Below are 25,270 nucleotides of genomic sequence, written 5' to 3'. Positions count from 1 at the left end.
CCTTCACACAGGATTATATAAATGAAAAAGTTAACCGCATTGGCCGTCATCCTTGGCGCCACCCTGAGTGCCGGCGCGATGGCAAAGGACACTATCGCACTGGTGGTTTCAACCCTGAATAACCCGTTCTTTGTCTCTCTGAAAGATGGCGCACAGAAAGAAGCGGATAAGCTGGGTTACAACCTGGTGGTGCTGGATTCGCAGAATAACCCGGCCAAAGAGCTGGCAAACGTGCAGGATCTGACAGTGCGCGGCACCAAACTGCTGCTGATCAACCCGACGGATTCCGATGCCGTGGGTAACGCCGTGAAGATGGCGAACCAGGCGAAAATCCCGGTGATCACGCTGGACCGCATGGCTGCGCAGGGCACCGTGGTGAGTCACGTGGCGTCTGATAACCGCTTCGGCGGCAAGATGGCCGGTGACTTCATCGCGAAAAAACTGGGTGATGGCGCGAAAATCATTGAGCTGCAGGGCATTGCCGGGACGTCCGCCGCGCGCGAGCGCGGTGAAGGTTTCAAACAGGCTGCCGATGCGCACAAATTCCAGATACTGGCCAGCCAGCCGGCGGATTTTGACCGTACCAAAGGTCTGAACGTCATGCAGAACCTGCTGCAGGCGCATCCGGATGTGCAGGCGGTGTTTGCTCAGAACGACGAAATGGCGCTGGGTGCCCTGCGTGCGCTGCAGACGGCGGGCAAAAGCGATGTGCTGGTGGTGGGCTTTGATGGCACCGCAGACGGCATCAAAGCGGTGGAGTCCGGCAAACTGACCGCAACGGTTGCACAGATGCCGGACAAGATTGGTATGATTGGCGTGGATACCGCAGACAAAGTTCTGAAGGGTGAAAAAGTGCAGGCCATCAACCCGGTTGACCTGAAGCTTGTCACCAAATAAAAACCAAAGAAAAGCATGGCAACGCGCCACCTTCGGGTGGCGCACTTTCCTGGATTACTCCCTATGAGCACACGCGCAAAACTGGCGGTCCTCGGCAGTATCAACGCCGATCACATTCTTAATCTCGCACATTTTCCCCGTCCGGGCGAAACGGTGATCGGGAAACAGTATCAGATTGCCTTTGGTGGCAAAGGTGCCAACCAGGCGGTGGCGGCCGGACGCGCCGGTGCCGGGATTGCGTTTATTGCCTGCGTCGGAGCGGATGACATCGGCGAACGCATTCGTCAGCAGCTGCAGCAGGACCGGATAGACATCACGCCGGTGGAGACCGTGGCGGGTGAAGCCACCGGGGTAGCGATGATCTTCGTCAACGGCGAAGGCGAAAACAGTATTGGCATCTATTCCGGTGCTAACGCGGCGCTGACACCCGCCTGCGTAGCGCGTCATCAGCAGGTTATCGGTGAAGCCGATGCGCTGCTGATGCAGCTGGAATCCCCGCTGGAAAGCGTGCTGGCTGCCGCCAGAATAGCCCGCGCGCATCAGACCCAGGTGATCCTGAATCCGGCGCCGGCTACGCAGCTCGCCGATGAGCTGCTGGCGCTGGTTGATATTATTACGCCCAACGAAACCGAGGTCGAAATTCTCACCGGCATTGCGGTAAACAGCGATGACGATGCGGCACGGGCTGCGCAGGTACTGCACGATAAAGGTATTCCAACGGTTCTGATTACGCTGGGGCGGCGCGGCGTGTGGCTGAGCGAGCAGGGGCGAGGTGAACGCATTCCGGGCTTCCCGGTCGAAGCCGTTGACACCATCGCCGCCGGTGACACCTTCAACGGTGCTTTCATTACCGCGCGACTGGAAGAGAAGCCGATGCCGGATGCGGTGCGTTTTGCGCACGCGGCGGCGGCGATTGCCGTAACGCGTCCGGGCGCACAACCCTCGGTGCCGTGGCGTACCGAGATTGATGCTTTCCTGCAGCAACAGGGTTAAGCGCTTGGCTACCATGAAAGATGTCGCCCGTCTGGCGGGCGTCTCCACCTCCACGGTCTCGCACGTCATCAACAATAATCGCTTTGTCAGCGAACAGGTGCGGGAAAAAGTCGAGCAGGCCATAGGCGAGCTGAATTATGCGCCCTCAGCGCTGGCGCGCAGCCTGAAAATCAAACAGACCCGCACCATCGGCATGCTGCTGACCGCCAGCAGCAACCCGTTCTATTCGGAAGTGGTGCGCGGCGTGGAGAACAGCTGTTACGAACGCGGCTACAGCCTGATCCTGTGCAATACCGAAGGCGACGAGGAGCGAATGAATCGCAGCCTCGAAACGCTGATGCAGAAGCGCGTAGATGGTTTACTGATGATGTGCACGGAAACGCATCTGCCGTCAGCAGCGATCCTCAACCGCTATCCTTCGGTGCCCATGGTCATGATGGACTGGGCGCCGTTTGAAGGCCGTGGCGACATTATTCAGGATAACGCGCTGCTGGGGGGCGAACTGGCGACGCGCCACCTGATCGATCGCGGCTACACGCGCATTGCCTGTATTGCCGGGCCTCAGGATAAAACCCCGGCGCGGCTGCGCCTGGAGGGCTTTTATAAAGCGATGGCGGAGCACGGTCTGGCTGTGCCTGCCGGTTATGTGGTGGATGGCGACTTCGAATTTCAGGGCGGGTTTAATGCCATGAATCAGCTGCTGGCACAGGATCCGCGGCCGGAAGCGGTGTTTACCAGCAACGACGCGATGGCGGTTGGGGTTTACCATGCGCTGTTTCAGGCCGGGTTACGCGTGCCGCAGGATATCGCGGTGATGGGCTATGACAATATTGAGCTGGCGCGTTATCTGACACCGCCGCTCAGCACCATTCATCAACCCAAAGACGAACTGGGTGAGCTGGCGATTGATACGCTGATTCACCGCATGCAGGACCCCGACGCCAGCCAGCAAACGCTGGTGCTGACGCCGGAGCTGGTAGAGCGCGGTTCGGTTTAAGCGGTTTTCTTCTTTTTCTCACGATTCGCGATCAGATTACGGCCGTCACCCGGCCGCAACAGCAGAAACGCCAGCGCGGAGAAAACGGTAATCACGCCCATTGTCAGGAAGGTGGCGTGGAACTGCTGCACCGTGGTGCTTTCAAAATCCTGCCAGAATCGCAGCACGGCAGCGCTGACCGCGACACCAAAGCTGATGGATACCTGCTGTGTGACCGCCAGAACGCTGTTGCCACCGCTGGCGTTCTCATCATTCAGATCGGCCAGCGTGATGGTATTCATGGCCGTGAACTGCGTTGACATCGCCATACCCAGTACAAACAGCGCAATCAGCAGCATGATCACGCTTTCGCCTGGCGACTGGAGTGCGAAGCTGGCCACCAGAAGCCCGATAATAACCGTGATGCCGACCAGCGTCCGGCGATAGCCAAAGCGGCGCAGCACCTGCGTCACGGTAGATTTCGCCAGCAGCGAGCCGACGGCGGTAGGACCCATCATGCAGCCTGCGATAATAGCCGGATAGCCGAACCCCACCTGCAACATCAGCGGCATCAGAAACGGAATACAGCCGGTACCGAGCCGGGCCGCGATATTGCCGATGATGCCAACGGAGAAGGTGCGGGTTTTAAACATCGGCAGGCTGATCAGCGGGGCCGGATGACGACGTGCATGCACAATATAGAGAAGCAGCAGCACAATACCGGTCAGCAGCACCAGTATCGCCTGCCAGGGTGACACAATGCGCTCACCAAACAGTTCAATACCAATCGAGATCAGCACCAGCCCGAGGCCAAACAGGAGAAAACCGGAAAAATCGAAGCGGCGCTTGGGCGTGGTGAAGTCGGGCATATATTTGCGCGCATAGAAGATACCGGCGACGCCAATCGGAATATTAATGAGGAATATCCAGTGCCAGCTGGCATAGGTCACCAGCAGACCGCCCAGCATCGGGCCAAGGATCGGGCCGACGAGGCCGGGCATCGTGACAAAGTTGAGCACCGGTAACAGTTCACTGCGCGGATAGGCACGCAGCAACGCCAGTCGCGCAACCGGCATCATCATCGCTCCGCCGATACCCTGAATTACCCGTGAAGTCACCAGCACACTCAGCGAGCCGGAGAGGGCACAGGCCAGTGAACCCAGCGTAAAGAGCGAAACGGCGAGAATGAAAATTTTACGGGTACCAAAGCGATCGGCCAGCCAGCCGCTCACCGGTATCAGCATGGCAACCGTCAGGGTATAGCTGATGACGGCGGATTGCATCGCAAGGGGAGAACGTTCAAGGCTGGTGGCAATGGCGGGGAGCGCAGTATTGAGGATGGTGGCGTCGAGCGCCTGCATAAAAAACGCCATGGCGGCGATCCAGGGCAGGCCGGCCATGCTGCGCGCGGATCGAATCATTGAAAATCCTTCTTAAAAAATGACTGTCAGCTAAGAACGTGATTAACAGAATAGCATCGCTCATCAGGCAGATGGCGCTGATTTGTGCCCCGCGCCTGCCGTTTTTGCCTGATTATTCGCCGCAAAACGTCGCTTTTTAACGCTTTCGTATAAAAAAAGAGCTGTCAGCCATTTTTTTGCAATAAACGCTTGTCAGCAGAAATGAAGTCCCTATAATGCGCCACCACTGAGACGGCAAAGCGGCAACGCAGGCGGCTCAGCAGGGCGTGAAGCGATTCACCCCGCCGGAGAAAAACTTCTGAAAAAGAGGTTGACTCTGAAGGAGGAAAGCGTAATATACGCCACCTCGCGACAGCAGGCTGTACGCCGCGTCGCACCGCTCTTTAACAATTTATCAGACAATCTGTGTGGGCACTCACGGGATTGATATCATAAGCCTCCGGGCTTGAAAAAATATCAAGACTCTGCTGAGTGAACACGTAATTCATTACGAAGTTTAATTCACAGAGCATCGCTGCACTGGTTGCAGCAAATCAAACTTTAAATTGAAGAGTTTGATCATGGCTCAGATTGAACGCTGGCGGCAGGCCTAACACATGCAAGTCGGACGGTAGCACAGAAGAGCTTGCTCTTCGGGTGACGAGTGGCGGACGGGTGAGTAATGTCTGGGAAACTGCCCGATGGAGGGGGATAACTACTGGAAACGGTAGCTAATACCGCATAACGTCGCAAGACCAAAGTGGGGGACCTTCGGGCCTCACACCATCGGATGTGCCCAGATGGGATTAGCTAGTAGGTGGGGTAACGGCTCACCTAGGCGACGATCCCTAGCTGGTCTGAGAGGATGACCAGCCACACTGGAACTGAGACACGGTCCAGACTCCTACGGGAGGCAGCAGTGGGGAATATTGCACAATGGGCGCAAGCCTGATGCAGCCATGCCGCGTGTATGAAGAAGGCCTTCGGGTTGTAAAGTACTTTCAGCGGGGAGGAAGGCGGTAAGGTTAATAACCTTGCCGATTGACGTTACCCGCAGAAGAAGCACCGGCTAACTCCGTGCCAGCAGCCGCGGTAATACGGAGGGTGCAAGCGTTAATCGGAATTACTGGGCGTAAAGCGCACGCAGGCGGTCTGTTAAGTCAGATGTGAAATCCCCGGGCTTAACCTGGGAACTGCATTTGAAACTGGCAGGCTTGAGTCTCGTAGAGGGGGGTAGAATTCCAGGTGTAGCGGTGAAATGCGTAGAGATCTGGAGGAATACCGGTGGCGAAGGCGGCCCCCTGGACGAAGACTGACGCTCAGGTGCGAAAGCGTGGGGAGCAAACAGGATTAGATACCCTGGTAGTCCACGCCGTAAACGATGTCGACTTGGAGGTTGTGCCCTTGAGGCGTGGCTTCCGGAGCTAACGCGTTAAGTCGACCGCCTGGGGAGTACGGCCGCAAGGTTAAAACTCAAATGAATTGACGGGGGCCCGCACAAGCGGTGGAGCATGTGGTTTAATTCGATGCAACGCGAAGAACCTTACCTGGCCTTGACATCCAGAGAACTTAGCAGAGATGCTTTGGTGCCTTCGGGAACTCTGAGACAGGTGCTGCATGGCTGTCGTCAGCTCGTGTTGTGAAATGTTGGGTTAAGTCCCGCAACGAGCGCAACCCTTATCCTTTGTTGCCAGCGGCTCGGCCGGGAACTCAAAGGAGACTGCCGGTGATAAACCGGAGGAAGGTGGGGATGACGTCAAGTCATCATGGCCCTTACGGCCAGGGCTACACACGTGCTACAATGGCGCATACAAAGAGAAGCGACCTCGCGAGAGCAAGCGGACCTCATAAAGTGCGTCGTAGTCCGGATTGGAGTCTGCAACTCGACTCCATGAAGTCGGAATCGCTAGTAATCGTAGATCAGAATGCTACGGTGAATACGTTCCCGGGCCTTGTACACACCGCCCGTCACACCATGGGAGTGGGTTGCAAAAGAAGTAGGTAGCTTAACCTTCGGGAGGGCGCTTACCACTTTGTGATTCATGACTGGGGTGAAGTCGTAACAAGGTAACCGTAGGGGAACCTGCGGTTGGATCACCTCCTTACCTGAAGATACCTTCCCGCGCAGTGCTCACACAGATTGTCTGATAGAAAAAGTAATGAGCAGGACGGCTGCGAAGTCGTGACACCCTTGTGTCCCCTTCGTCTAGCGGTTAGGACTCCGCCCTTTCACGGCGGCAACAGGGGTTCGAATCCCCTAGGGGACGCCAACTGTTCGGTGACAGGTGAAAGGTGTCTCCATGATGTATCTCAGAACTGACCTGCGGGTCACGTCTGAGATATATGCTCTTTAACAATCCGGAACAAGCTGAAAATTTGAAACGAACGCGCCGCGTATTTCCCCGTAACAGGAAATAAGTGCGGAGCGTCCGGGTCCGAGATTTTCGCGATTCACATGCGCAAAACGCCTGTGGGTTGTGAGGTTAAGCGACCAAGCGTACACGGTGGATGCCCTGGCAGTCAGAGGCGATGAAGGACGTGCTAATCTGCGAAAAGCGACGGTAAGGTGATATGAACCGCTACAGCCGTCGATGTCCGAATGGGGAAACCCAATGCATTTATGCATTATCGTTAACTGAATACATAGGTTAACGAGGCGAACCGGGGGAACTGAAACATCTAAGTACCCCGAGGAAAAGAAATCAACCGAGATTCCCCCAGTAGCGGCGAGCGAACGGGGAGGAGCCCAGAGCCTGAATCAGCTTGTGCGTCAGTGGAAGCGTCTGGAAAGGCGCGCGATACCGGGTGACAGCCCCGTACACGAAGACGCACAGGCTGTGAGCTCGATGAGTAGGGCGGGACACGTGGTATCCTGTCTGAATATGGGGGGACCATCCTCCAAGGCTAAATACTCCTGACTGACCGATAGTGAACCAGTACCGTGAGGGAAAGGCGAAAAGAACCCCGGCGAGGGGAGTGAAACAGAACCTGAAACCGTGTACGTACAAGCAGTGGGAGCCTCTTTATGGGGTGACTGCGTACCTTTTGTATAATGGGTCAGCGACTTATATTCTGTAGCAAGGTTAACCGCATAGGGGAGCCGAAGGGAAACCGAGTCTTAACCGGGCGCTAAGTTGCAGGGTATAGACCCGAAACCCGGTGATCTAGCCATGGGCAGGTTGAAGGTTGGGTAACACTAACTGGAGGACCGAACCGACTAATGTTGAAAAATTAGCGGATGACCTGTGGCTGGGGGTGAAAGGCCAATCAAACCGGGAGATAGCTGGTTCTCCCCGAAAGCTATTTAGGTAGCGCCTCGTGAACTCATCTCCGGGGGTAGAGCACTGTTTCGGCTAGGGGGCCATCCCGGCTTACCAACCCGATGCAAACTGCGAATACCGGAGAATGTTATCACGGGAGACACACGGCGGGTGCTAACGTCCGTCGTGAAGAGGGAAACAACCCAGACCGCCAGCTAAGGTCCCAAAGTCATGGTTAAGTGGGAAACGATGTGGGAAGGCACAGACAGCCAGGATGTTGGCTTAGAAGCAGCCATCATTTAAAGAAAGCGTAATAGCTCACTGGTCGAGTCGGCCTGCGCGGAAGATGTAACGGGGCTAAACCATGCACCGAAGCTGCGGCAGCGACGCGAATGCGTTGTTGGGTAGGGGAGCGTTCTGTAAGCCGCAGAAGGTGGCCTGTGAGGGCTGCTGGAGGTATCAGAAGTGCGAATGCTGACATAAGTAACGATAAAGCGGGTGAAAAGCCCGCTCGCCGGAAGACCAAGGGTTCCTGTCCAACGTTAATCGGGGCAGGGTGAGTCGACCCCTAAGGCGAGGCCGAAAGGCGTAGTCGATGGGAAACAGGTTAATATTCCTGTACTTGGTGTTACTGCGAAGGGGGGACGGAGAAGGCTAGGTTATCCGGGCGACGGTTGTCCCGGTTTAAGCGTGCAGGTGTGAAGACCAGGCAAATCCGGTCTTCTTTAACACTGAGGCGTGACGACGAGGCTCTACGGAGCTGAAGTAACTGATGCCCTGCTTCCAGGAAAAGCCTCTAAGCTCCAGGTAACACGAAATCGTACCCCAAACCGACACAGGTGGTCAGGTAGAGAATACCAAGGCGCTTGAGAGAACTCGGGTGAAGGAACTAGGCAAAATGGTGCCGTAACTTCGGGAGAAGGCACGCTGGCGCGTAGGTGAGGGGACTTGCTCCCGGAGCCGAGGCCAGTCGAAGATACCAGCTGGCTGCAACTGTTTATTAAAAACACAGCACTGTGCAAACACGAAAGTGGACGTATACGGTGTGACGCCTGCCCGGTGCCGGAAGGTTAATTGATGGGGTTATCCGTAAGGAGAAGCTCTTGATCGAAGCCCCGGTAAACGGCGGCCGTAACTATAACGGTCCTAAGGTAGCGAAATTCCTTGTCGGGTAAGTTCCGACCTGCACGAATGGCGTAATGATGGCCAGGCTGTCTCCACCCGAGACTCAGTGAAATTGAAATCGCTGTGAAGATGCAGTGTACCCGCGGCAAGACGGAAAGACCCCGTGAACCTTTACTATAGCTTGACACTGAACATTGAGCCTTGATGTGTAGGATAGGTGGGAGGCTTTGAAGCGCGGACGCCAGTCCGCGTGGAGCCATCCTTGAAATACCACCCTTTAATGTTTGATGTTCTAACGTAGGCCCGTTATCCGGGCTGCGGACAGTGTCTGGTGGGTAGTTTGACTGGGGCGGTCTCCTCCCAAAGCGTAACGGAGGAGCACGAAGGTTGGCTAATCCTGGTCGGACATCAGGAGGTTAGTGCAATGGCATAAGCCAGCTTGACTGCGAGAGTGACGGCTCGAGCAGGTGCGAAAGCAGGTCATAGTGATCCGGTGGTTCTGAATGGAAGGGCCATCGCTCAACGGATAAAAGGTACTCCGGGGATAACAGGCTGATACCGCCCAAGAGTTCATATCGACGGCGGTGTTTGGCACCTCGATGTCGGCTCATCACATCCTGGGGCTGAAGTAGGTCCCAAGGGTACGGCTGTTCGCCGTTTAAAGTGGTACGCGAGCTGGGTTTAGAACGTCGTGAGACAGTTCGGTCCCTATCTGCCGTGGGCGCTGGAGAATTGAGGGGGGTTGCTCCTAGTACGAGAGGACCGGAGTGAACGCACCGCTGGTGTTCGGGTTGTCATGCCAATGGCACTGCCCGGTAGCTAAGTGCGGAAGAGATAAGTGCTGAAAGCATCTAAGCACGAAACTTGCCCCGAGATGAGTTCTCCCTGACCCCTCGAGGGTCCTGAAGGGACGTTGAAGACGACGACGTTGATAGGCCGGATGTGTAAGCGCAGCGATGCGTTGAGCTTACCGGTACTAATGACCCGTGAGGCTTAACCTTACAACGCCAGAGGCGTTTTGCGGTACCCGGAAAAATTTTCAGCCTTGTTCACGGACTGGTCTGCGCGGCTTCGGCGGCGCGGACGAAACAGAATCTGCCTGGCGGCACTAGCGCGGTGGTCCCACCTGACCCCATGCCGAACTCAGAAGTGAAACGCCGTAGCGCCGATGGTAGTGTGGGGTCTCCCCATGCGAGAGTAGGGAACTGCCAGGCATCCAACAGGTGAAGAAGCCCTGAACGCGAGTTCAGGGCTTTTTTACGTCCGCGCGCCGGGAAAAAGCGCCCCCGCGGGCGCGAAAAGTCCCGCGCGGCGCGGCCCGATCGGGTAAACGGTGGCCGGATTAACCCGGCAGAGGCCCGCCCGCCGCACGCAGGCAGCCGGCGGGCGATAAAGGCTGTCACCTGCGCCGGCCGGAAGATGCCCGGCCCCCTCACTGACTCATACTGTAATCGGCCGGAAAGTGTCCGGCCTCCTTACTTGCTCAGGGCATTCAGAAGGTGTGCGCCGCGCCGGCGCGCGATAAAGGCTGTCACCTGTGCCAGCCGGAAATGCCCTTCTCCCTTACTGACTCACACTATAAGCATTCAGCAGATGCTGCCACACTGTTGCGCGATAAAGCCTGTCGGGCCTGTCAACCGTCCCGGCCGGAAAGTGTCCGGCCTCCGTACTCATTCAGGGCATTCAGCAGGTGCCGCCACGCCGGCGCGCGATAAAGCCGGCCGCCTGTGCCGGCCGGGAAATGTACGGTCCCGTTATTTGCTCAAAGCATTCAGCGTATAAGCGCCAGCCATCTACGCCGCCTGGAAAGTGCCAGGCTCCCTTTACTGACTCAGGGTATTCAGCGGTACGCTGCTCGCCAGCGCGCAATAAAGGCGGCCACCTGTGCCGGCTGGCGCATATCCAGCGCCGGCAGCCCGGTCTGCAGCGGCTCATCGCTGGCCACGGCAATCACATGCTCATCCAGCAGATCCTCCACCCCACCTTTTACACCGCGTCGCCACAGCACGATTTTGGGCACGGGTTCGCCTTTAAACCCTTCAACCAGCACTAAATCCAGCACAGAACTGTCCATGCGCGCGGCAAGTTCCGCTAAGCTCAGCGGCTGCTGCGGTGTTTCACACATCAAGGCCCAGCGCCGATCGCTGGCGACAATGACCTGATCGGCACCGGCTTTCCGCAGCAGATAGCTGTCCTTTCCCGGCGTATCCACCTCCATCTCATGATGCGTGTGCTTGATCAGACCGCAGCGCACGCCCAGCGCGTTAAGCTCCGGAATGACCTGCTGCAACAGCGTTGTTTTCCCCGTTCCGCTCCAGGCGGTAATGGCCAGCAACGGCACAGTCATGATCTCTCCTCCTCATGAATCAAATCCTCTGGCGTATTGATATTGCGAAAGATCGACTCGTCCATGGCAAACGGCACGGCGTGCCCGCCATGTTCACGCATGAACTGCATCAGCCGCCTTTCGCCCCGTAGCAGCCAGGTTGTCAGATCGTCTGCCAGCGAGCGGTTAACCAGCGCCAGCGTGGGATGGTCGCGTTGTAAGGATTTCACCCATACTGCGGGGGCGTCACCGCGCTGCAGCCATAACCGCATTACAAAATCTTCAGGTATCCAGGGGGTATCGCACGCACAAAACGCGACCCACTCGGTCTGACTGTGTTGCAACCCGCTCAGCATGCCGGCCAGCGGCCCGGGATAATCGGCCAGGGAATCCGGCACAACCTGACAGCCACTAAGCTGATACTGATCAATGTTGCGGTTAGCGCTGATCAACACACTATCGACCTGTGGCTGCAAACGCTGCAGAACATGCTGATAGAGCGGTTTACCCTGCAGCCCCAGCAGGCCTTTATCCTGGCCGCCCATGCGGCTGCCTTGCCCACCTGCAAGAATGACACCGGTAAATGCGGTCATCGTTGTCTCCTGACTGAATTCCGGACGATACTTACTGTAAAAGCAGCAATCTGCTGCGTTAAGGAAGCAATGATGAAAAATCACCGACTCAATGAACTGCTTGAACTCCTGCAACCTGCCTGGCAAAAAGAGTCTGATCTTAATCTGCTGGCATTTTTACAAAAACTGGCACAGGAATCCGGTTTCAGTGGCCCATTAAGTGAATTAACGGACGATATATTGATTTACCATCTGAAAATGCGTGACGCCGCCAGTGACGCCGGGATCCCCGGCCTGCAGAAAGATTATGTAGTGGACTTCAAAACGGCGCTATTGCGGGCACGTGGTGTGATCAGAGATGACGAGTGATGTTATCCTTGCGCGCTCAATGCAAAAGTAACCGACAGGCACCATGATGAGCGAAGCCGCTTTTAATTTTCAGACGCTAAACCCGGACGTCATTCTTGATGCGCTGTGGGAAGCGGGATTGCGGGTCGAATCCGGTCTGACCGCCCTTAACAGTTACGAAAACCGCGTTTACCAGTTCAGCGATGATGAAAAGCGCCGCTATGTGGCGAAATTTTACCGCCCGCAGCGCTGGAGCGAAGCGCAGGTTCTGGAAGAGAATCAGTTTGCGCTGGATTTAGTGCATGACGAGGTGCCGGTGGCCGCGCCGCTGTCGCTGCAGGGTTCCACGCTGAATCATCATGCCGGTTTTATGTTTGCCGTCTTTCCCAGCCTGGGAGGAAGGCAGTATGAGACCGACAATGAAGAGCAGATGGAGTGGGTTGGACGCTTTCTTGGCCGCATCCATCAAACCGGACGTCAGAGCCCTTTCAGGCAGCGCCCGGCGTTTGGGCTGGATGAATATGTCGTAGAGCCACGCGCCGCGCTGGAGAACAGTGGACTGGTGCCGGCGGCGCTCAGGGATGCGCTGCTTAGCGCGGTTGATAAACTTTATGCCACGCTGCAGCAGAGCTGGCATAGCCAATGGCAGCCGATCCGACTGCACGGCGATTGCCATCCCGGTAATATCCTGTGGCGGGACGGCCCACTGTTTGTTGACCTTGACGATGCCCGCACCGGTCCGGCAGTGCAGGATTTATGGATGCTGGTGAACGGCAGCCGCCAGGAGCAGTTAATCCAGTGGGATATTTTGCTGGAAGCGTATAACGAATTTGGCGATTTCGATTTACACGAATTAACACTGATTGAGTCTTTACGCGCTATGCGCATGGTTTATTATCTGGCCTGGGTTATTCGCCGCTGGCAGGACCCCGCTTTTCCGCGCGCCTTTCCCTGGATGACAGATGAGGATTTCTGGCGTCGGCAGATTGCACTATTTCTCGAGCAGGAGAGGCTGTTACACGAACCGCCGTTGCAGCTTAGCCCGCAATTTTAATGAAGTATTCAGGAGATATTTTCACGATGAAAAAGATCATGTTTGCGCTGGTAGGTCTGATGCTGGCATTTTGCGCTTCAGCAGCACAGTTTGATGAAGGCAAGCAGTACGTGACGCTGCCAAAGCCGGTTGCTGGTGAGCCTCAGGTTATGGAGTTCTTCTCTTTTTTCTGCCCGCACTGCTACCAGTTCGAACGTATTTATCACGTCAGTGACGCCGTGAAAAAGAATCTGCCAGCCGATACCAAAGTCACTAAATATCACGTGGATTTCCTCGGCGGTGATTTTGGTCCGGTGGTGACGCATGCCTGGGCTGTTGCTATGGCGCTGGGTGTGGAAGATAAGGTCACCGCGCCAATTTTTGACGGTATTCAGAAAACCCAGACCATCACCGATGCCGCCAGCCTGAAAGAGACGTTCATCAAAGCCGCTGGCATCTCTGCCGAGGATTACGATGGCGCCTGGAACAGCTTTGCGGTGAAAGCGCTGATTGCACAGCAGCAGAAGGCCGCTTCTGATGTCAACCTGCAGGGTGTTCCGGCCATCTTTGTTAACGGTAAATACATGGTTAACAACGGCGGTCTGGATACCAGCTCTATGGACAACTTCGTCGCCGATTACGCCAATGTTGTAAAATTCCTGGTTGAGAAGAAGTAACCAACGCAATGTAAACGCCGGCGTGACCGGCGTTTTTTTCATCCTGTTTTGTTCCCTCCTTTTTACACCCGCCACGCAATATCCACATGGACGATCGCCTTGTCAAAAAGAGGTGTTACGTCACAGAAACTTAATAATTTACTGATTTAAAAGGTTTTTATAGTGTAAGTTATTTGCAATTCGCGTAAATAACAATACGTTATGATTTTTACGCACAAAGTTATCCACAAGACGATCCTTGCGATCGCTACCGCACGATGACGAAAAAGATCCTGTCTGCATGGTGTTGATTCAACATTCCCCGCTGGATGTGGCATCCTTATAAGCCTCATTATCGCAACGAAGAAAATACGAACCTATGGCGCAAATTGCAGAAAATCCCCTGATTCTGGTAGATGGATCCTCTTATCTCTACCGTGCGTATCATGCCTTTCCGCCACTGACTAACAGTGCAGGTGAGCCAACCGGCGCCATGTATGGTGTACTCAACATGCTAAAGAGCCTGTTGATGCAGTATCAACCCAGCCATGTGGCTGTGGTCTTCGATGCAAAAGGCAAAACGTTCCGCGACGAGTTGTTTGAAAACTACAAATCGCATCGACCGCCGATGCCAGACGATCTGCGGGCGCAGATTGCGCCGCTGCACGAGATGGTGAAAGCCATGGGGCTGCCGCTGCTGGCGGTTTCGGGCGTAGAAGCGGATGACGTGATCGGAACGCTGGCGCTGGAAGCCGAAAAGCAGGGGCGCGCGGTGCTGATCAGCACCGGTGATAAAGATATGGCGCAGCTGGTCACGCCAGGTATTACCCTGATCAACACCATGACCAACACCGTACTCGGGCCGGAAGAAGTGGAACAGAAGTTCGGTGTCCCGCCTTCTCTGATTATCGATTTTCTCGCCATGATGGGTGACAGCTCGGATAACATTCCTGGCGTGCCGGGCGTCGGCGAGAAAACCGCTCAGGCACTGTTACAGGGACTGGGCGGGATGCACGCGATCTACGAAAACCTCGATAAAGTTGCCGGGCTCTCTTTCCGCGGAGCCAAAACCATGGCCGCGAAACTGGAGCAGAACCGTGATGTTGCCTTTCTCTCTTATCAGCTGGCGACCATCAAAACCGATGTTGAGCTGGCGCTGCGCTGCGATCAGCTGACCGTCAGCGAGCCGGATGTGGAAGCGTTGCAGGCGCTGTTCAGCCGTTACGAATTTAAACGCTGGATCGCCGACCTGCAGGATGGCAAATGGCTGCAGGGAAAAAAGAGCAACCCGCAGGCGCAGAAAGCGCTGACCGATGAACCCGCGCCGGTGGTGGAAGCCACCAGCGTGCTGTCATCCGACGGTTACGTTACCATCCTGGACGAAGCCACATTCAGCGCGTGGATAGAAAAGCTCAAAGGCGCAGACGTATTTGCTTTTGATCTGGAAACCGATTCGCTCGACACGCTGAGCGCCAATATTGTCGGCATCGCTTTCGCTGTTGCGCCAGGCGAGGCGGCTTATCTGCCGGTCGGACACGATTATCTGGATGCACCGGATCAGCTCGATCGCGACAGCGTGCTGGCGCAGCTGAAACCTCTGCTGGAAGATGGCAACGCAGCAAAAGTGGGCCAGAACCTGAAGTACGATCGCGGCGTGCTGAACAACTACGGCATTGAACTGGACGGCATTAAGTTTGACACCATGCTGGAATCCTACTGTCTGAGCAGCGTAGGCGGCAAACATGACATGGACAGTCTGGCTGCGCGCTGGCTCAACCACAAAACGGTTACTTTTGAAGAGATCGCCGGGAAAGGAAAAAACCAGCTGACGTTCAACCAGATTGCCCTCGAACAGGCGGCACATTATGCGGCAGAGGACGCGGACGTCACGCTGCAGCTGCACCTGCAAATGTGGCCAAAACTGGAGCAGGAGGCCGGACCGAAGCGGGTATTTGAAGAGATTGAAATGCCGCTGGTGACGGTGATCTCACGCGTTGAGCGCAATGGCGTACTGATTGACCAGAACATTCTGGCCAGACACTCGCAGGAGCTGACCACGCGCCTTGCTGAGCTGGAACAGAAGGCGCACGATCTGGCCGGTGAGCCCTTCAACCTCTCTTCTACCAAACAGCTGCAAACCATCCTGTTTGAAAAGCAGGGTATTAAGCCGACGAAAAAGACGCCGGGTGGGGCACCTTCAACTAGCGAAGAAGTGCTGGCCGAGCTGGCGCTGGATTATCCTTTGCCCAAAGTTATTCTGGAGCACCGGGGTTTGTCGAAGCTGAAGTCGACTTACACCGATAAACTGCCGCAAATGATCAACCCGGTTACCGGACGCGTTCATACGTCTTATCATCAGGCGGTGACCGCAACCGGGCGTCTCTCTTCAACCGATCCTAACCTGCAGAACATTCCGGTGCGCAATGAAGAGGGACGACGTATTCGCCAGGCGTTTATTGCCGGTGCCGACAAGCGCATTGTTGCCGCGGACTATTCACAAATTGAGCTGCGAATTATGGCGCATCTGTCGCAGGACAAAGGCCTGCTGGAAGCATTTGCTCAGGGTGAGGACATTCACCGCGCCACGGCATCGGAAGTGTTTGGGGTGGCGCTGAGCAAGGTCTCCGGTGAACAGCGTCGCAGCGCCAAGGCGATTAACTTTGGGCTGATTTACGGTATGAGCGCCTTTGGTTTATCGCGTCAGCTGAACATTGGTGCCGGCGAAGCGAAGAAGTATATGGACCTCTACTTTGAACGCTATCCGGGCGTGCTGCGCTATATGGAACAGACGCGCGAACAGGCTGCGGCAAAAGGCTACGTGGAGACGCTGGACGGGCGTCGTCTGTGGCTGCCGGACATCAAATCCAGCAACGCTATCCGCCGTAAAGCGGCGGAGCGTGCCGCAATCAACGCCCCGATGCAGGGAACCGCAGCCGATATCATTAAACGCGCCATGATTGCCGTGGACGACTGGCTGCAAAAAGAAAACAACGACGCGGTAACCATGATCATGCAGGTTCACGATGAGCTGGTGTTTGAAATCCGGAAAGAGGCAGTGGAAAGCGCCAGCGTGAAAATCCGTCAGCTGATGGAAAACAGCATGAAGCTGGATGTGCCGCTGCTGGTGGAAGTCGGGACGGGTGATAACTGGGATCAGGCGCACTGATCGTCACCGGGCCAGTGGCTGGCATCAGCCCTGGCCGCGTCATAAGAAAAAAGTTTGCTTAATCGCTTCAGTTGACTGCCTTAATCAGGGGCAGAATCACAGCCAGGTAAATGGCTGGCGACTAAGCATTTTTTCAGTAATTAAACTACATTTGCTGCGCTGAAATGTGACGAACCTGGTAAAAAACATATCGAAACCTGAAACTTAACAACAAAAAATCCTTTGTTGGTCAGAAAAATTCAGGTAAAGTTTGTCGCGTAGGGTACAGAGGTAAGATGTTCTATCTTTCAGACCTTTTACTTCACGTAATCGGATTTGGCTGAATATTAGCCGCCCCAGTCATTTATGACTGGGGCGTTTTTTATTGGGCTTTTTCAGATAAAGCCCGGCGGGCAAAGGATGATTACGCCTCATCCTGCGGTTCGCCATCCCCTTCCTGAGCCGGTTCCAGCTCGCTGAACCAGGTATCAAGCTTCTGGCGCAGTTTATCCACACCCAGCTTCTTCAGTGAAGAAAACATCTCGACCTGCACGTCGCCCATAAAGGCCAGCGAAGCTTCACGCACCATATTCAGCTGCGCTTTACGCGCGCCTGAAGCCAGCTTGTCTGCTTTGGTCAGCAGTACCAGCACCGGGATTTGACTCTGTACGGCCCACTCAATCATCTGCTGATCGAGATCTTTCAGCGGATGGCGGATATCCATCAGCACGACCAGGCCTTTCAGCGCCTGACGCTTCTGCAGGTATTCACCCAGTGCACGCTGCCATTTACGCTTCATCTCTTCCGGCACTTCGGCATAGCCGTAGCCCGGTAAATCCACCAGGCGTTTACCTTCAACGACCTCAAACAGGTTGATCAACTGAGTACGCCCTGGCGTTTTACTGGTTCGTGCCAGGCTTTTCTGATTGGTTAACGTGTTCAGCGCGCTGGATTTGCCTGCATTGGAGCGTCCGGCAAAGGCAACTTCAATACCCGCGTCCGCAGGCAAATGGCGAATATCCGGGGCGCTGAGCATGAAATGGGTGATGTGGTAATTCAAAGCAGACAAAGTAAAACTCCGGCAGAAAGGTTCAGGCAATGACGCCGATTATACCTGTTATGACGCAAAAGTGCCCGATACGCATCTCTGCGGGCCATTTTGTAAGAGATTGCCGCTATTTACTGACAGCCTTCATGGATTCATTGAATATTCACGCTTATTTAAAGTCATACATTTCATTGCCTTAAGAAAAAATCAGGCGGTACCACGTTAAATTAGAGACAAGTCTCACTTGTTCATTTTACGGGTTGGTCTACATTTGTTGTCAGTGCACGGCAGCACCCATCAGGATGATGAGCTCAGGAGCGTCAGGGATGGCCGGGAGCATGGCAGGAGAGCGATTCAGGCAGGAATCGGACAGGGACAGGGATTACTCGCAGGAGCGAGAGGCGATGGAATAACCGGGACGTTGTGAGCCATAAAGGATTAAACACGTGTTTCCTTCGTGCGAAGGTGCGAAATAAGGCGATAGCATAGGCTATCGCCTTTTTTCTTTGTCATCTTTCTGCTAGATTTCGCCGCAATTCTATACTGAAGAAAAACCGCCGAGACCGGACATCATGAAGCAACCTGCACCAGCCCAGCGTGGCAAACCCGCTGCCAAAAACAAACGTAAATCGCGTGAAGAACTGAATCAGGAAGCGCGCGATCGTAAACGCGATAAAAAGCACAGCGGCCATAAAGCGGGCAGCCGCGCGAATCCGGAAACGCAGAGCGCCAGCAAAGGGAAGAGCAATAAAAGCGCCGACCCGCGGCTGGGCAGTAAGAAGCCGGTTGCGCTGGTGGCTGATGGCACTACCCAAACCGTCAAAAAGCCGGCGGCACAGCCTAAACCCAAAGCAGAGAAGGTGCGTCTGACACCGCAGGAAGAGCTGGCGAAGCTGGAAAACGATGAACGTCTTGATACGCTGCTGGATCGTCTGGAAAACGGCGAAACCCTGAGCGGCGAAGAGCAGGCGTGGCTGGATGAAACGCTGGATCGTATTGATGAGCTGATGGAAACGCTCGGCATCGCCCTGGATGACGATGCGGAAGATGAGCAGGCCGAAGAAGATATGATGCGTCTGCTGAAAGGCCACTAAGCGATTTTGATCGGCATGCGGATTACCGCATGCCGGGCGCAACAGGTATTTGCTGATGCTTTGGCCTGGATCAATTTTAGCGCTGCTGCTGACATGTTATCTCCTCGCGTTATTGATTAAACTACGCCGCCTGTCGCGTCTGAAAGCGCGTATACGCCGGCGTTCTGCCCGGCGTCCCGGCCATGCTTCTGCTACGCGACCCGTCCTGAGACGTCGTCACCGTAAGGAGTGAGCATGTCATCACAGCAGATTGAGTGGGATCAGCGGCTGATTGAAAAATACAATCACGCCGGCCCGCGTTACACCTCTTATCCCACCGCGCTGGCATTCAGCGACACCTTCAGTCACGATGATTTTCAGCGCGCGGCCGCCCGCTATCCCGATCGGCCGCTTTCACTCTATGTGCATATCCCGTTCTGTCACCGGCTCTGCTACTTCTGCGGCTGCAATAAAATCGTGACGCGGCAGCTGCACAAAGCCGATCGCTATCTGGATGCGCTGGCGCAGGAAATTTGTCAGCGCGCGCTGCTGTTTGCAGGGCGTCGCGTGACGCAATTGCACTGGGGTGGCGGCACGCCCACCTTCCTGAATCAGCAGCAGATCAGCCGGCTGATGGCGCTGCTGCGCCAGCATTTTGCAATTGCTGCCGATGCCGAAATGTCGATTGAAGTGGATCCGCGCGAAATCGCACCGGAGATGATCGATCATCTGCGCGCAGAGGGCTTTACTCGCCTGAGTATGGGCGTGCAGGACTTTAATAAAGCCGTTCAGGCGCGCGTGAATCGTGTGCAGGACGAAGCAACCATCTTCGCGCTGGTGCAGCGTGCGCGTGACCAGGGCTTTGGTTCCATTAGCCTGGATTTGATTTATGGCCTGCCGCTGCAAACGCCGCAAAGCTTTGCGTTTACTCTGCAGCGCGTTATCGCGCTCAACCCCGATCGCCTCAGCGTTTTTAATTATGCCCATATGCCTGCTCTGTTCGCGGCGCAGCGCAAAATCAAAGAGGATGAGCTGCCGGGCGCGGCGCAGAGACTGGAGATTCTGCAGCAGACCATCGCCACCTTAACCGGTGCCGGCTATCAGTTTATTGGTATGGACCATTTTGCGAAGCCGGACGATGAGCTGGCGGTGGCGCAGCGCGCCGGTGTGTTGCACCGTAATTTCCAGGGCTACACCACGCAGGGAGAAACCGATCTGCTGGGGCTGGGCGTGTCGGCGATCAGCATGATGGGCGACAGCTACGCGCAGAACCAAAAAGTGCTGAACGACTACTATGCCCGGGTGGAGCAGCAGGAGGATGCGCTGTGGCGCGGATTAACGCTGACGGATGACGATCGCCTGCGGCGTGAGGTGATTAAAGCGCTGATTTGCAATTTCACGCTGGATTTTGCCGCGATAGAGGCGCAGTGGCCGGTGAAGTTTGAAGCCTATTTCGCAGACGATCTGGCGCGGCTGGCACCGCTGATGGCAGACGGCCTGGTGATGCAGCAGGGGCGCCGTCTGCAGGTGAGCAGCACGGGCCGCTTACTGATTCGCAATATCTGTATGTGCTTTGATCGCTATCTGCAGCAAAACGCGCCCCGACAGCCGTTTTCCCGCGTCATTTAACAACAAAGGGAGCTGACGCTCCCTTTGTATTAACTGAACAGACTCACGGTCATGGCGCACACGACGGCGGCGAGGGCGGTTTGCGGTGAATGCGCCACCGCGCTGCCGATTGCTGCCACGTTATGCGCGATCATCTGAATGACTGATTGCAACATAGTAACCTCTCCCGATTGCCGCCAGTATGATACTGATCGGCGTCGGTCTGTACAGATACTGCGGGCAGAAATCGGGTAAAAAACAGACTTTTTCCCCGCTGCCGTTTCACTCCATACCAAGCTCTTTGAGCTTGCGCGTTAACGTATTCCGCCCCCAGCCCAGCAGGCGTGCAGCCTCCTGCTTGTGACCCTGCGTATGACGCAGGGCGGTGGTCAGCAGTGTCCGCTCCATTTCCGGCTGTGCCTCTGACAGCAGGTTTTGATGACCGGAACGCAACGCGCGATCGGCCCACTGCGCCAGCAGCGTGGCCCAGCTGTCCGGCAGCGACTGCACCGGATTATCCGGCGTGCTGGACTCAAACAGCTCCGGCGGCAGATCCTGAATCAGCACTTCCTGACCTGCGGCCATCACGGTCAGCCAGCGGCAGGTATTTTCCAGCTGACGCACGTTACCGGACCAGTGCAGGCGGGTCAGGGCAGCTTCGGTTTCCGGATGCAGAATTTTTGCTTCCACCCCAAGCTCACGCGCGGCAACCTGCAGGAAATAGCGGGCCAGACGTGGGATATCTTCCCGGCGTTCGCGCAGCGGCGGCAAATGTACCCGAATCACATTGAGGCGATGGAACAGGTCCTCACGGAATTTGCCTTCCTGTACCCGCAGCTCCAGATTCTGGTGCGTTGCTGCAATGATTCGCACATCGACTTTTACTGGCGCATAACCGCCGACACGATAAAACTGGCCATCGGCCAGCACGCGCAACAGGCGCGTCTGGACGTCCAGCGGCATATCGCCGATCTCATCCAGAAACAGCGTGCCGCCATCCGCCTGCTCAAACCGGCCCTGACGAATCTGGTTGGCGCCGGTAAAGGCACCTTTTTCGTGACCAAACAGTTCTGATTCAATCAGATCTTTAGGAATGGCCGCCATATTCAGCGCAATAAACGGCGCTTTCGCCCGCGGGCTGTGGCGATGCAGCGCATGTGCCACCAGCTCTTTACCGGTACCGGATTCCCCGTTAATCAGCACGCTGATAGAGGAACGCGACAGTCGGCCAATGATGCGAAAGACATCCTGCATCGCCGGCGCTTCACCAATAATGTCCGTGGTGGGCCCGCTGACCGGCTGGTTACGCGGCTGCTGCTGTTCCTGATAGTGGCTGATTGCGCGCTCTACCAGCGCAACGGCCTCATCGATATCAAAAGGCTTTGGCAGATAATCAAACGCGCCCTGCTGATAGGCACTGACGGCGGCATCCAGATCAGAATGGGCGGTCATGATGATCACCGGCAGCATCGGATGGCGCTGTTTAATCTGCTTCAGCAGCGCCAGGCCATCCATGCCTGGCATACGGATATCGGACAATAATACGTCTGGGGTTTTGGTCGCGAGGGCATCCAGCACCTCGTTGCCGCTGTCAAAAGTGGCGCAGCTCAAACCGGCTCCAGTGAGCGCGCGTTCAAGCACCCAGCGGATCGAGCTATCGTCATCGACGATCCAGACTATCCCTCGTTGCATAGAAACCTCACTGGCGAATAGGCAGGTAGACCGAGAACTCGGTGTGACCTGGCCAACTGTTAAATTCAATTTTTCCTGAATGCTGATCAATCAGGCTGCGTGCGATAGAGAGCCCCAGACCCGTGCCGCCTTCGCGTCCGCTCACCATCGGGTAGAACAGCGTATCCTGCAGCTGCGCCGGAATGCCCGGGCCGTTATCTTCCACATCTATACGGGCAACCAGACGATAGCGCGTGCCGTGCAGCGTCAGCTGAAACGCCGTGCGGGTCCGCAACACGATCGTGCCGCCTGCCTCACCCAGCGCCTGCAGCGCATTACGCACAACGTTCAGCAGCACCTGCTCAATCTGGTCCGGATCGTGTGGCAGCTCCGGCAGGCTGGGGTCGTAGTCACGCACCAGCGAGACGTTATCCGGCAGCTCCATAGACACCAGATTGACCACACGCTCCGCCACCTGATGAATACTCTGTGTGACGTGTAAGCCGGGCTGCTGCGGACCCAGCAGGCGGTCAACCAGGTTGCGTAGCCGGTCCGCCTGCTCAATGATGACTTTGGTGTACTCATTCAGCGACGGATCGGGCAGCGCGCGTGACAAGAGCTGCGCTGCACCGCGCAATCCTCCCAGCGGATTTTTAATCTCGTGTGCCAGGCCGCGCACCAGATCCCGCGCCGCCACCTGCTGCGCGTGCTGAATCTGCTCCTGGCTCAGGCGGCGCTGGTTATCCATCGGCGCCATTTCCAGCAGGATAAAGCCGTCCGGTAATCGCTGGGCGGTCAGCGCCATGATATGGGCGCGCCCGTCGACCACTAAAGTCACTTCGCTGTCGGTAAAGCCCTGGCCTGCTTCAAGGTTTTCACGCATCACTTCAATATTCAGCGAAAAATAGCCGGTTAAATCCGGCAGGGGCGTGCCGAATAATTTCCGCGAGCTTTGCGCCAGCAATTGCTGTGCCGCCGGGTTGGCGTAGTGAATAACCAGATCGTTATCGACCAGCAAAATGCTGTTGATCAGGGAGTTGAGTATCAGCCCCGCGTCGGGCAGCGTGCCAGTTGCCATACAGCGTTCCTCTGCACCAAAATAGTGCATTATAGCTTTTCAGGACGGAAAACGATGCGTCGAACGATGAATTCGCGGTGAAAAAAACCCATCCGGAGATGGGCTAAAGTTTCCACGGCAACAAAAAATCTTCAGCGTCTTTGTCGCCGCCGCGACGGTCCGGCTTCTGAACAGGGTCAGTAGCCGGACGCGGCCGGACGCGGCGCAAAAATTCGCGAATCTCAGGTAATTAAACGCTGTAGTACAGTTCAAACTCAACCGGGTGCGGCGTCATGCGCACGCGATCAACGTCTGACTTACGCAGTTCGATGTAAGCATCGATAGCGTCGTCGGTGAATACGCCACCACGGGTCAGGAACTCGCGGTCTTCGTTCAGGGCGTTCAGCGCTTCTTCCAGGGAACCGGCCACTTTTGGAATTTCTGCTTCTTCTTCCGGCGGCAGGTCATACAGGTTTTTATCCATGGCATCGCCAGGGTGGATCTTGTTGATGATGCCATCCAGGCCAGCCATCAGCAGCGCGGTAAACGCCAGGTATGGGTTAGCCGCTGGATCCGGGAAGCGCGCTTCGATACGACGGGCTTTCGGGCTTGCGACGACCGGAATACGGATTGAAGCAGAGCGGTTACGGGCAGAGTACGCCAGCATGACCGGAGCTTCGTAGCCCGGAACCAGACGCTTGTAGGAGTTGGTGGTCGGGTTAGCCAGGGCGTTGATAGCTTTAGCGTGTTTGATCACGCCGCCGATGTAGAACAGGGCCGTTTCAGACAGACCGCCGTACTTGTCGCCAGAGAACAGGTTCACGCCGCCTTTGGACAGAGACATGTGGCAGTGCATACCAGAACCGTTATCACCAAACATTGGCTTCGGCATGAAGGTTGCGGTTTTGCCATAAGCGTGCGCAACGTTGTGCACCACGTATTTGTAGATCTGAATTTCGTCCGCTTTCTTGGTCATGGTGTTGAAGCGGGTTGCCACTTCGTTCTGACCCGCTGTTGCCACTTCGTGATGGTGTGCTTCAACCACCAGACCCATCTGCTCCATGGTCAGACACATAGCAGAACGGATGTCCTGTGAAGAGTCGACCGGTGGAACCGGGAAGTAGCCGCCTTTCAGACCCGGACGGTGACCTTTGTTACCACCTTCGTAGGCTTTACCGGTGTTCCAGCATGCTTCGATATCGTCGATAGCCACGTGTGAACCGGAGGTAGAAGAGCCGAAACGGATGTCGTCGAACAGGAAGAACTCTGGCTCAGGCCCGAACAGTACGGTATCGGCGATGCCGGATGCACGCAGGTACTCTTCAGCGCGTTTGGCGATAGAGCGCGGGTCGCGGTCATAGCCCTGCAGCGTGCCTGGCTCAAGGATGTCACAACGGATGATCAGCGTAGGATCTTCGAAGAAAGGATCCATTACCGCAGTGGTCGCGTCCGGCATCAGCACCATGTCTGATTCGTTAATGCCTTTCCAGCCACCGATGGAGGAGCCATCGAACATTTTGCCTTCTTCGAAGAAGTCAGCGTTAACCTGGTGAGCAGGGATAGTAACGTGCTGTTCTTTACCTTTGGTATCGGTAAAACGCAGGTCAACAAACTTAACTTCATGCTCGTTCATCATCGAGAGAACGTGTTCAGCGGACATACTCAACTCTCCTGGAAATGGTCATTTGTCGTCGTGGTGAGAGAACTTCATTGCCTGGAATGGGTCACGACTACTGACCACCCCTGACCAAGATCTCGGCAAGCTCTTCAACCGTTGTACAACTGTCGTTTTCGCTTAAAAGAGATGAAGCGAATTCTGTGCCAACTTTATTGCAATCGGGAAAATGGCGCTCTGATGCGCCCTGTGCTGCAGCGGCAACTGCACCAGGATGGATGGATTGCACCAATATGGTGCTCATGCGCTGCGTTTTGGCACTAAAATGGTGCAAATTTGCCGCACAGTGCAGGCAAATGCACCGTTAATGGCGCTAAAAATAAGCACCGCGAGAATCTTTCGGCGAAAACTGTGATCATGTTCAGTCTTCCGCTTAATCCGTGTACAATACCGCGTTATTTCTATAA

Annotated in this window: 18 protein-coding genes, 1 tRNA gene and 3 rRNA genes; 14 read left to right on the top strand and 8 right to left on the bottom strand. The window is 55.7% G+C overall.

The features are described 5' to 3' along the window. Positions 1–21 precede the first annotated feature (21 nt). From rbsB to rbsR, 3 genes are all read left to right on the top strand, one after another. Positions 22–897 (top strand): ribose ABC transporter substrate-binding protein RbsB, encoded by an 876-nt coding sequence (gene rbsB / locus D8B20_RS17250; protein WP_145890246.1) that lies wholly within the window; start codon positions 22–24, stop codon positions 895–897. A gap of 63 nt (positions 898–960) precedes the next feature. Continuing rightward, positions 961–1,890 carry a ribokinase gene (rbsK, locus tag D8B20_RS17245; protein ID WP_145890244.1) on the top strand — a complete coding sequence of 310 codons (930 nt, stop codon included), beginning with the start codon at positions 961–963 and terminating at the stop codon, positions 1,888–1,890. 4 nt (positions 1,891–1,894) lie between these two features. Further along, positions 1,895–2,887: a ribose operon transcriptional repressor RbsR gene (rbsR, locus tag D8B20_RS17240; RefSeq protein ID WP_186454388.1), complete on the top strand. Its 993-nt coding sequence runs from the start codon at positions 1,895–1,897 to the stop codon at positions 2,885–2,887. Here the strand turns inward: rbsR and mdtD are convergent. Further along, positions 2,884–4,287: a multidrug transporter subunit MdtD gene (gene mdtD / locus D8B20_RS17235; RefSeq protein WP_145890243.1), complete on the bottom strand. Its 1,404-nt coding sequence runs from the start codon at positions 4,285–4,287 to the stop codon at positions 2,884–2,886. The two genes, rbsR and mdtD, sit on opposite strands and share 4 nt — an antisense overlap. 542 nt (positions 4,288–4,829) lie before the next feature. Here mdtD and D8B20_RS17230 point away from each other — a divergent pair. From D8B20_RS17230 to rrf, 4 genes are all read left to right on the top strand, one after another. Continuing rightward, positions 4,830–6,371, top strand: a 16S ribosomal RNA gene (locus D8B20_RS17230). Between the two features lie 90 nt (positions 6,372–6,461). Beyond that, a tRNA-Glu gene (locus D8B20_RS17225) sits at positions 6,462–6,536 on the top strand. Positions 6,537–6,747: 211 nt separating this feature from the next. Further along, positions 6,748–9,652: ribosomal RNA gene (locus tag D8B20_RS17220) — 23S ribosomal RNA — on the top strand. 97 nt (positions 9,653–9,749) lie between these two features. Further along, positions 9,750–9,865 (top strand): 5S ribosomal RNA (gene rrf, locus D8B20_RS17215). The 16S, 23S and 5S rRNA genes sit together here with 1 tRNA gene alongside, the layout of an rRNA operon. Positions 9,866–10,491: 626 nt before the next feature. On the opposite strand, the gene mobB is transcribed toward rrf, so the two are convergent. Together mobB and mobA are read right to left on the bottom strand one after the other, a co-directional pair. Further along, positions 10,492–10,998 (bottom strand): molybdopterin-guanine dinucleotide biosynthesis protein MobB, encoded by a 507-nt coding sequence (gene mobB, locus D8B20_RS17210; RefSeq protein ID WP_145890241.1) that lies wholly within the window; start codon positions 10,996–10,998, stop codon positions 10,492–10,494. Continuing rightward, positions 10,995–11,570 (bottom strand): molybdenum cofactor guanylyltransferase MobA, encoded by a 576-nt coding sequence (mobA, locus tag D8B20_RS17205; protein WP_145890239.1) that lies wholly within the window; start codon positions 11,568–11,570, stop codon positions 10,995–10,997. Before mobA ends, mobB begins: the two co-directional genes overlap by 4 nt. A gap of 72 nt (positions 11,571–11,642) precedes the next feature. Here mobA and D8B20_RS17200 point away from each other — a divergent pair, with 72 nt between their 5' ends. From D8B20_RS17200 to spfP, 5 genes are all read left to right on the top strand, one after another. Continuing rightward, positions 11,643–11,918 (top strand): YihD family protein, encoded by a 276-nt coding sequence (locus tag D8B20_RS17200; RefSeq protein WP_145890641.1) that lies wholly within the window; start codon positions 11,643–11,645, stop codon positions 11,916–11,918. A 46-nt stretch (positions 11,919–11,964) separates the two neighbouring features. Next, a complete protein-coding gene (locus D8B20_RS17195; protein WP_145890639.1) occupies positions 11,965–12,951 on the top strand; it encodes a serine/threonine protein kinase in 987 nt (328 codons plus the stop codon). A 26-nt stretch (positions 12,952–12,977) separates the two neighbouring features. Next, complete coding sequence (dsbA, locus tag D8B20_RS17190; protein ID WP_145890237.1) at positions 12,978–13,607, top strand: thiol:disulfide interchange protein DsbA; 630 nt, start codon at positions 12,978–12,980, stop codon at positions 13,605–13,607. 358 nt (positions 13,608–13,965) lie between these two features. Continuing rightward, a complete protein-coding gene (gene polA / locus D8B20_RS17185; protein ID WP_145890235.1) occupies positions 13,966–16,752 on the top strand; it encodes a DNA polymerase I in 2,787 nt (928 codons plus the stop codon). A gap of 275 nt (positions 16,753–17,027) precedes the next feature. Next, entirely contained in the window at positions 17,028–17,075 is a 48-nt protein-coding gene (gene spfP / locus D8B20_RS22100; RefSeq protein WP_071892919.1) for a small protein SpfP, read from the top strand. 80 nt (positions 17,076–17,155) lie between these two features. Here the strand turns inward: spfP and yihA are convergent, their stop codons facing one another. Continuing rightward, positions 17,156–17,800: a ribosome biogenesis GTP-binding protein YihA/YsxC gene (gene yihA / locus D8B20_RS17175; protein ID WP_145890233.1), complete on the bottom strand. Its 645-nt coding sequence runs from the start codon at positions 17,798–17,800 to the stop codon at positions 17,156–17,158. Between the two features lie 551 nt (positions 17,801–18,351). On the opposite strand from yihA, the gene yihI reads away from it, so the two are divergent. Beyond that, complete coding sequence (gene yihI, locus D8B20_RS17170) at positions 18,352–18,873, top strand: Der GTPase-activating protein YihI (protein WP_145890232.1); 522 nt, start codon at positions 18,352–18,354, stop codon at positions 18,871–18,873. Positions 18,874–19,107: 234 nt separating this feature from the next. Next, positions 19,108–20,481 (top strand): oxygen-independent coproporphyrinogen III oxidase, encoded by a 1,374-nt coding sequence (gene hemN, locus D8B20_RS17160; protein WP_145890228.1) that lies wholly within the window; start codon positions 19,108–19,110, stop codon positions 20,479–20,481. Positions 20,482–20,510: 29 nt separating this feature from the next. On the opposite strand, the gene D8B20_RS17155 is transcribed toward hemN, so the two are convergent. The 4 genes from D8B20_RS17155 to glnA all read right to left on the bottom strand — a co-directional run bounded on the left by D8B20_RS17155 (position 20,511) and on the right by glnA (position 24,848). Next, entirely contained in the window at positions 20,511–20,636 is a 126-nt protein-coding gene (locus D8B20_RS17155; RefSeq protein WP_145890226.1) for a YshB family small membrane protein, read from the bottom strand. Positions 20,637–20,742: 106 nt separating this feature from the next. Next, positions 20,743–22,152: a nitrogen regulation protein NR(I) gene (glnG, locus tag D8B20_RS17150; protein ID WP_145890224.1), complete on the bottom strand. Its 1,410-nt coding sequence runs from the start codon at positions 22,150–22,152 to the stop codon at positions 20,743–20,745. 7 nt (positions 22,153–22,159) lie between these two features. Continuing rightward, positions 22,160–23,209, bottom strand: a complete 1,050-nt coding sequence (gene glnL / locus D8B20_RS17145; RefSeq protein ID WP_145890222.1) for a nitrogen regulation protein NR(II) — start codon at positions 23,207–23,209, stop codon at positions 22,160–22,162. Positions 23,210–23,438: 229 nt separating this feature from the next. Continuing rightward, the gene (gene glnA, locus D8B20_RS17140; RefSeq protein WP_145890220.1) at positions 23,439–24,848 is read right to left on the bottom strand and encodes a glutamate--ammonia ligase; all 1,410 of its coding nucleotides are present in this window, start codon (positions 24,846–24,848) and stop codon (positions 23,439–23,441) included. Positions 24,849–25,270: the final 422 nt, after the last annotated feature.

Origin of the sequence: Candidatus Pantoea soli, assembly GCF_007833795.1 — a bacterium.
Taxonomy (GTDB): domain Bacteria; phylum Pseudomonadota; class Gammaproteobacteria; order Enterobacterales; family Enterobacteriaceae; genus Pantoea; species Pantoea soli.
This window is presented reverse-complemented; position numbering and strand designations above follow the sequence as displayed.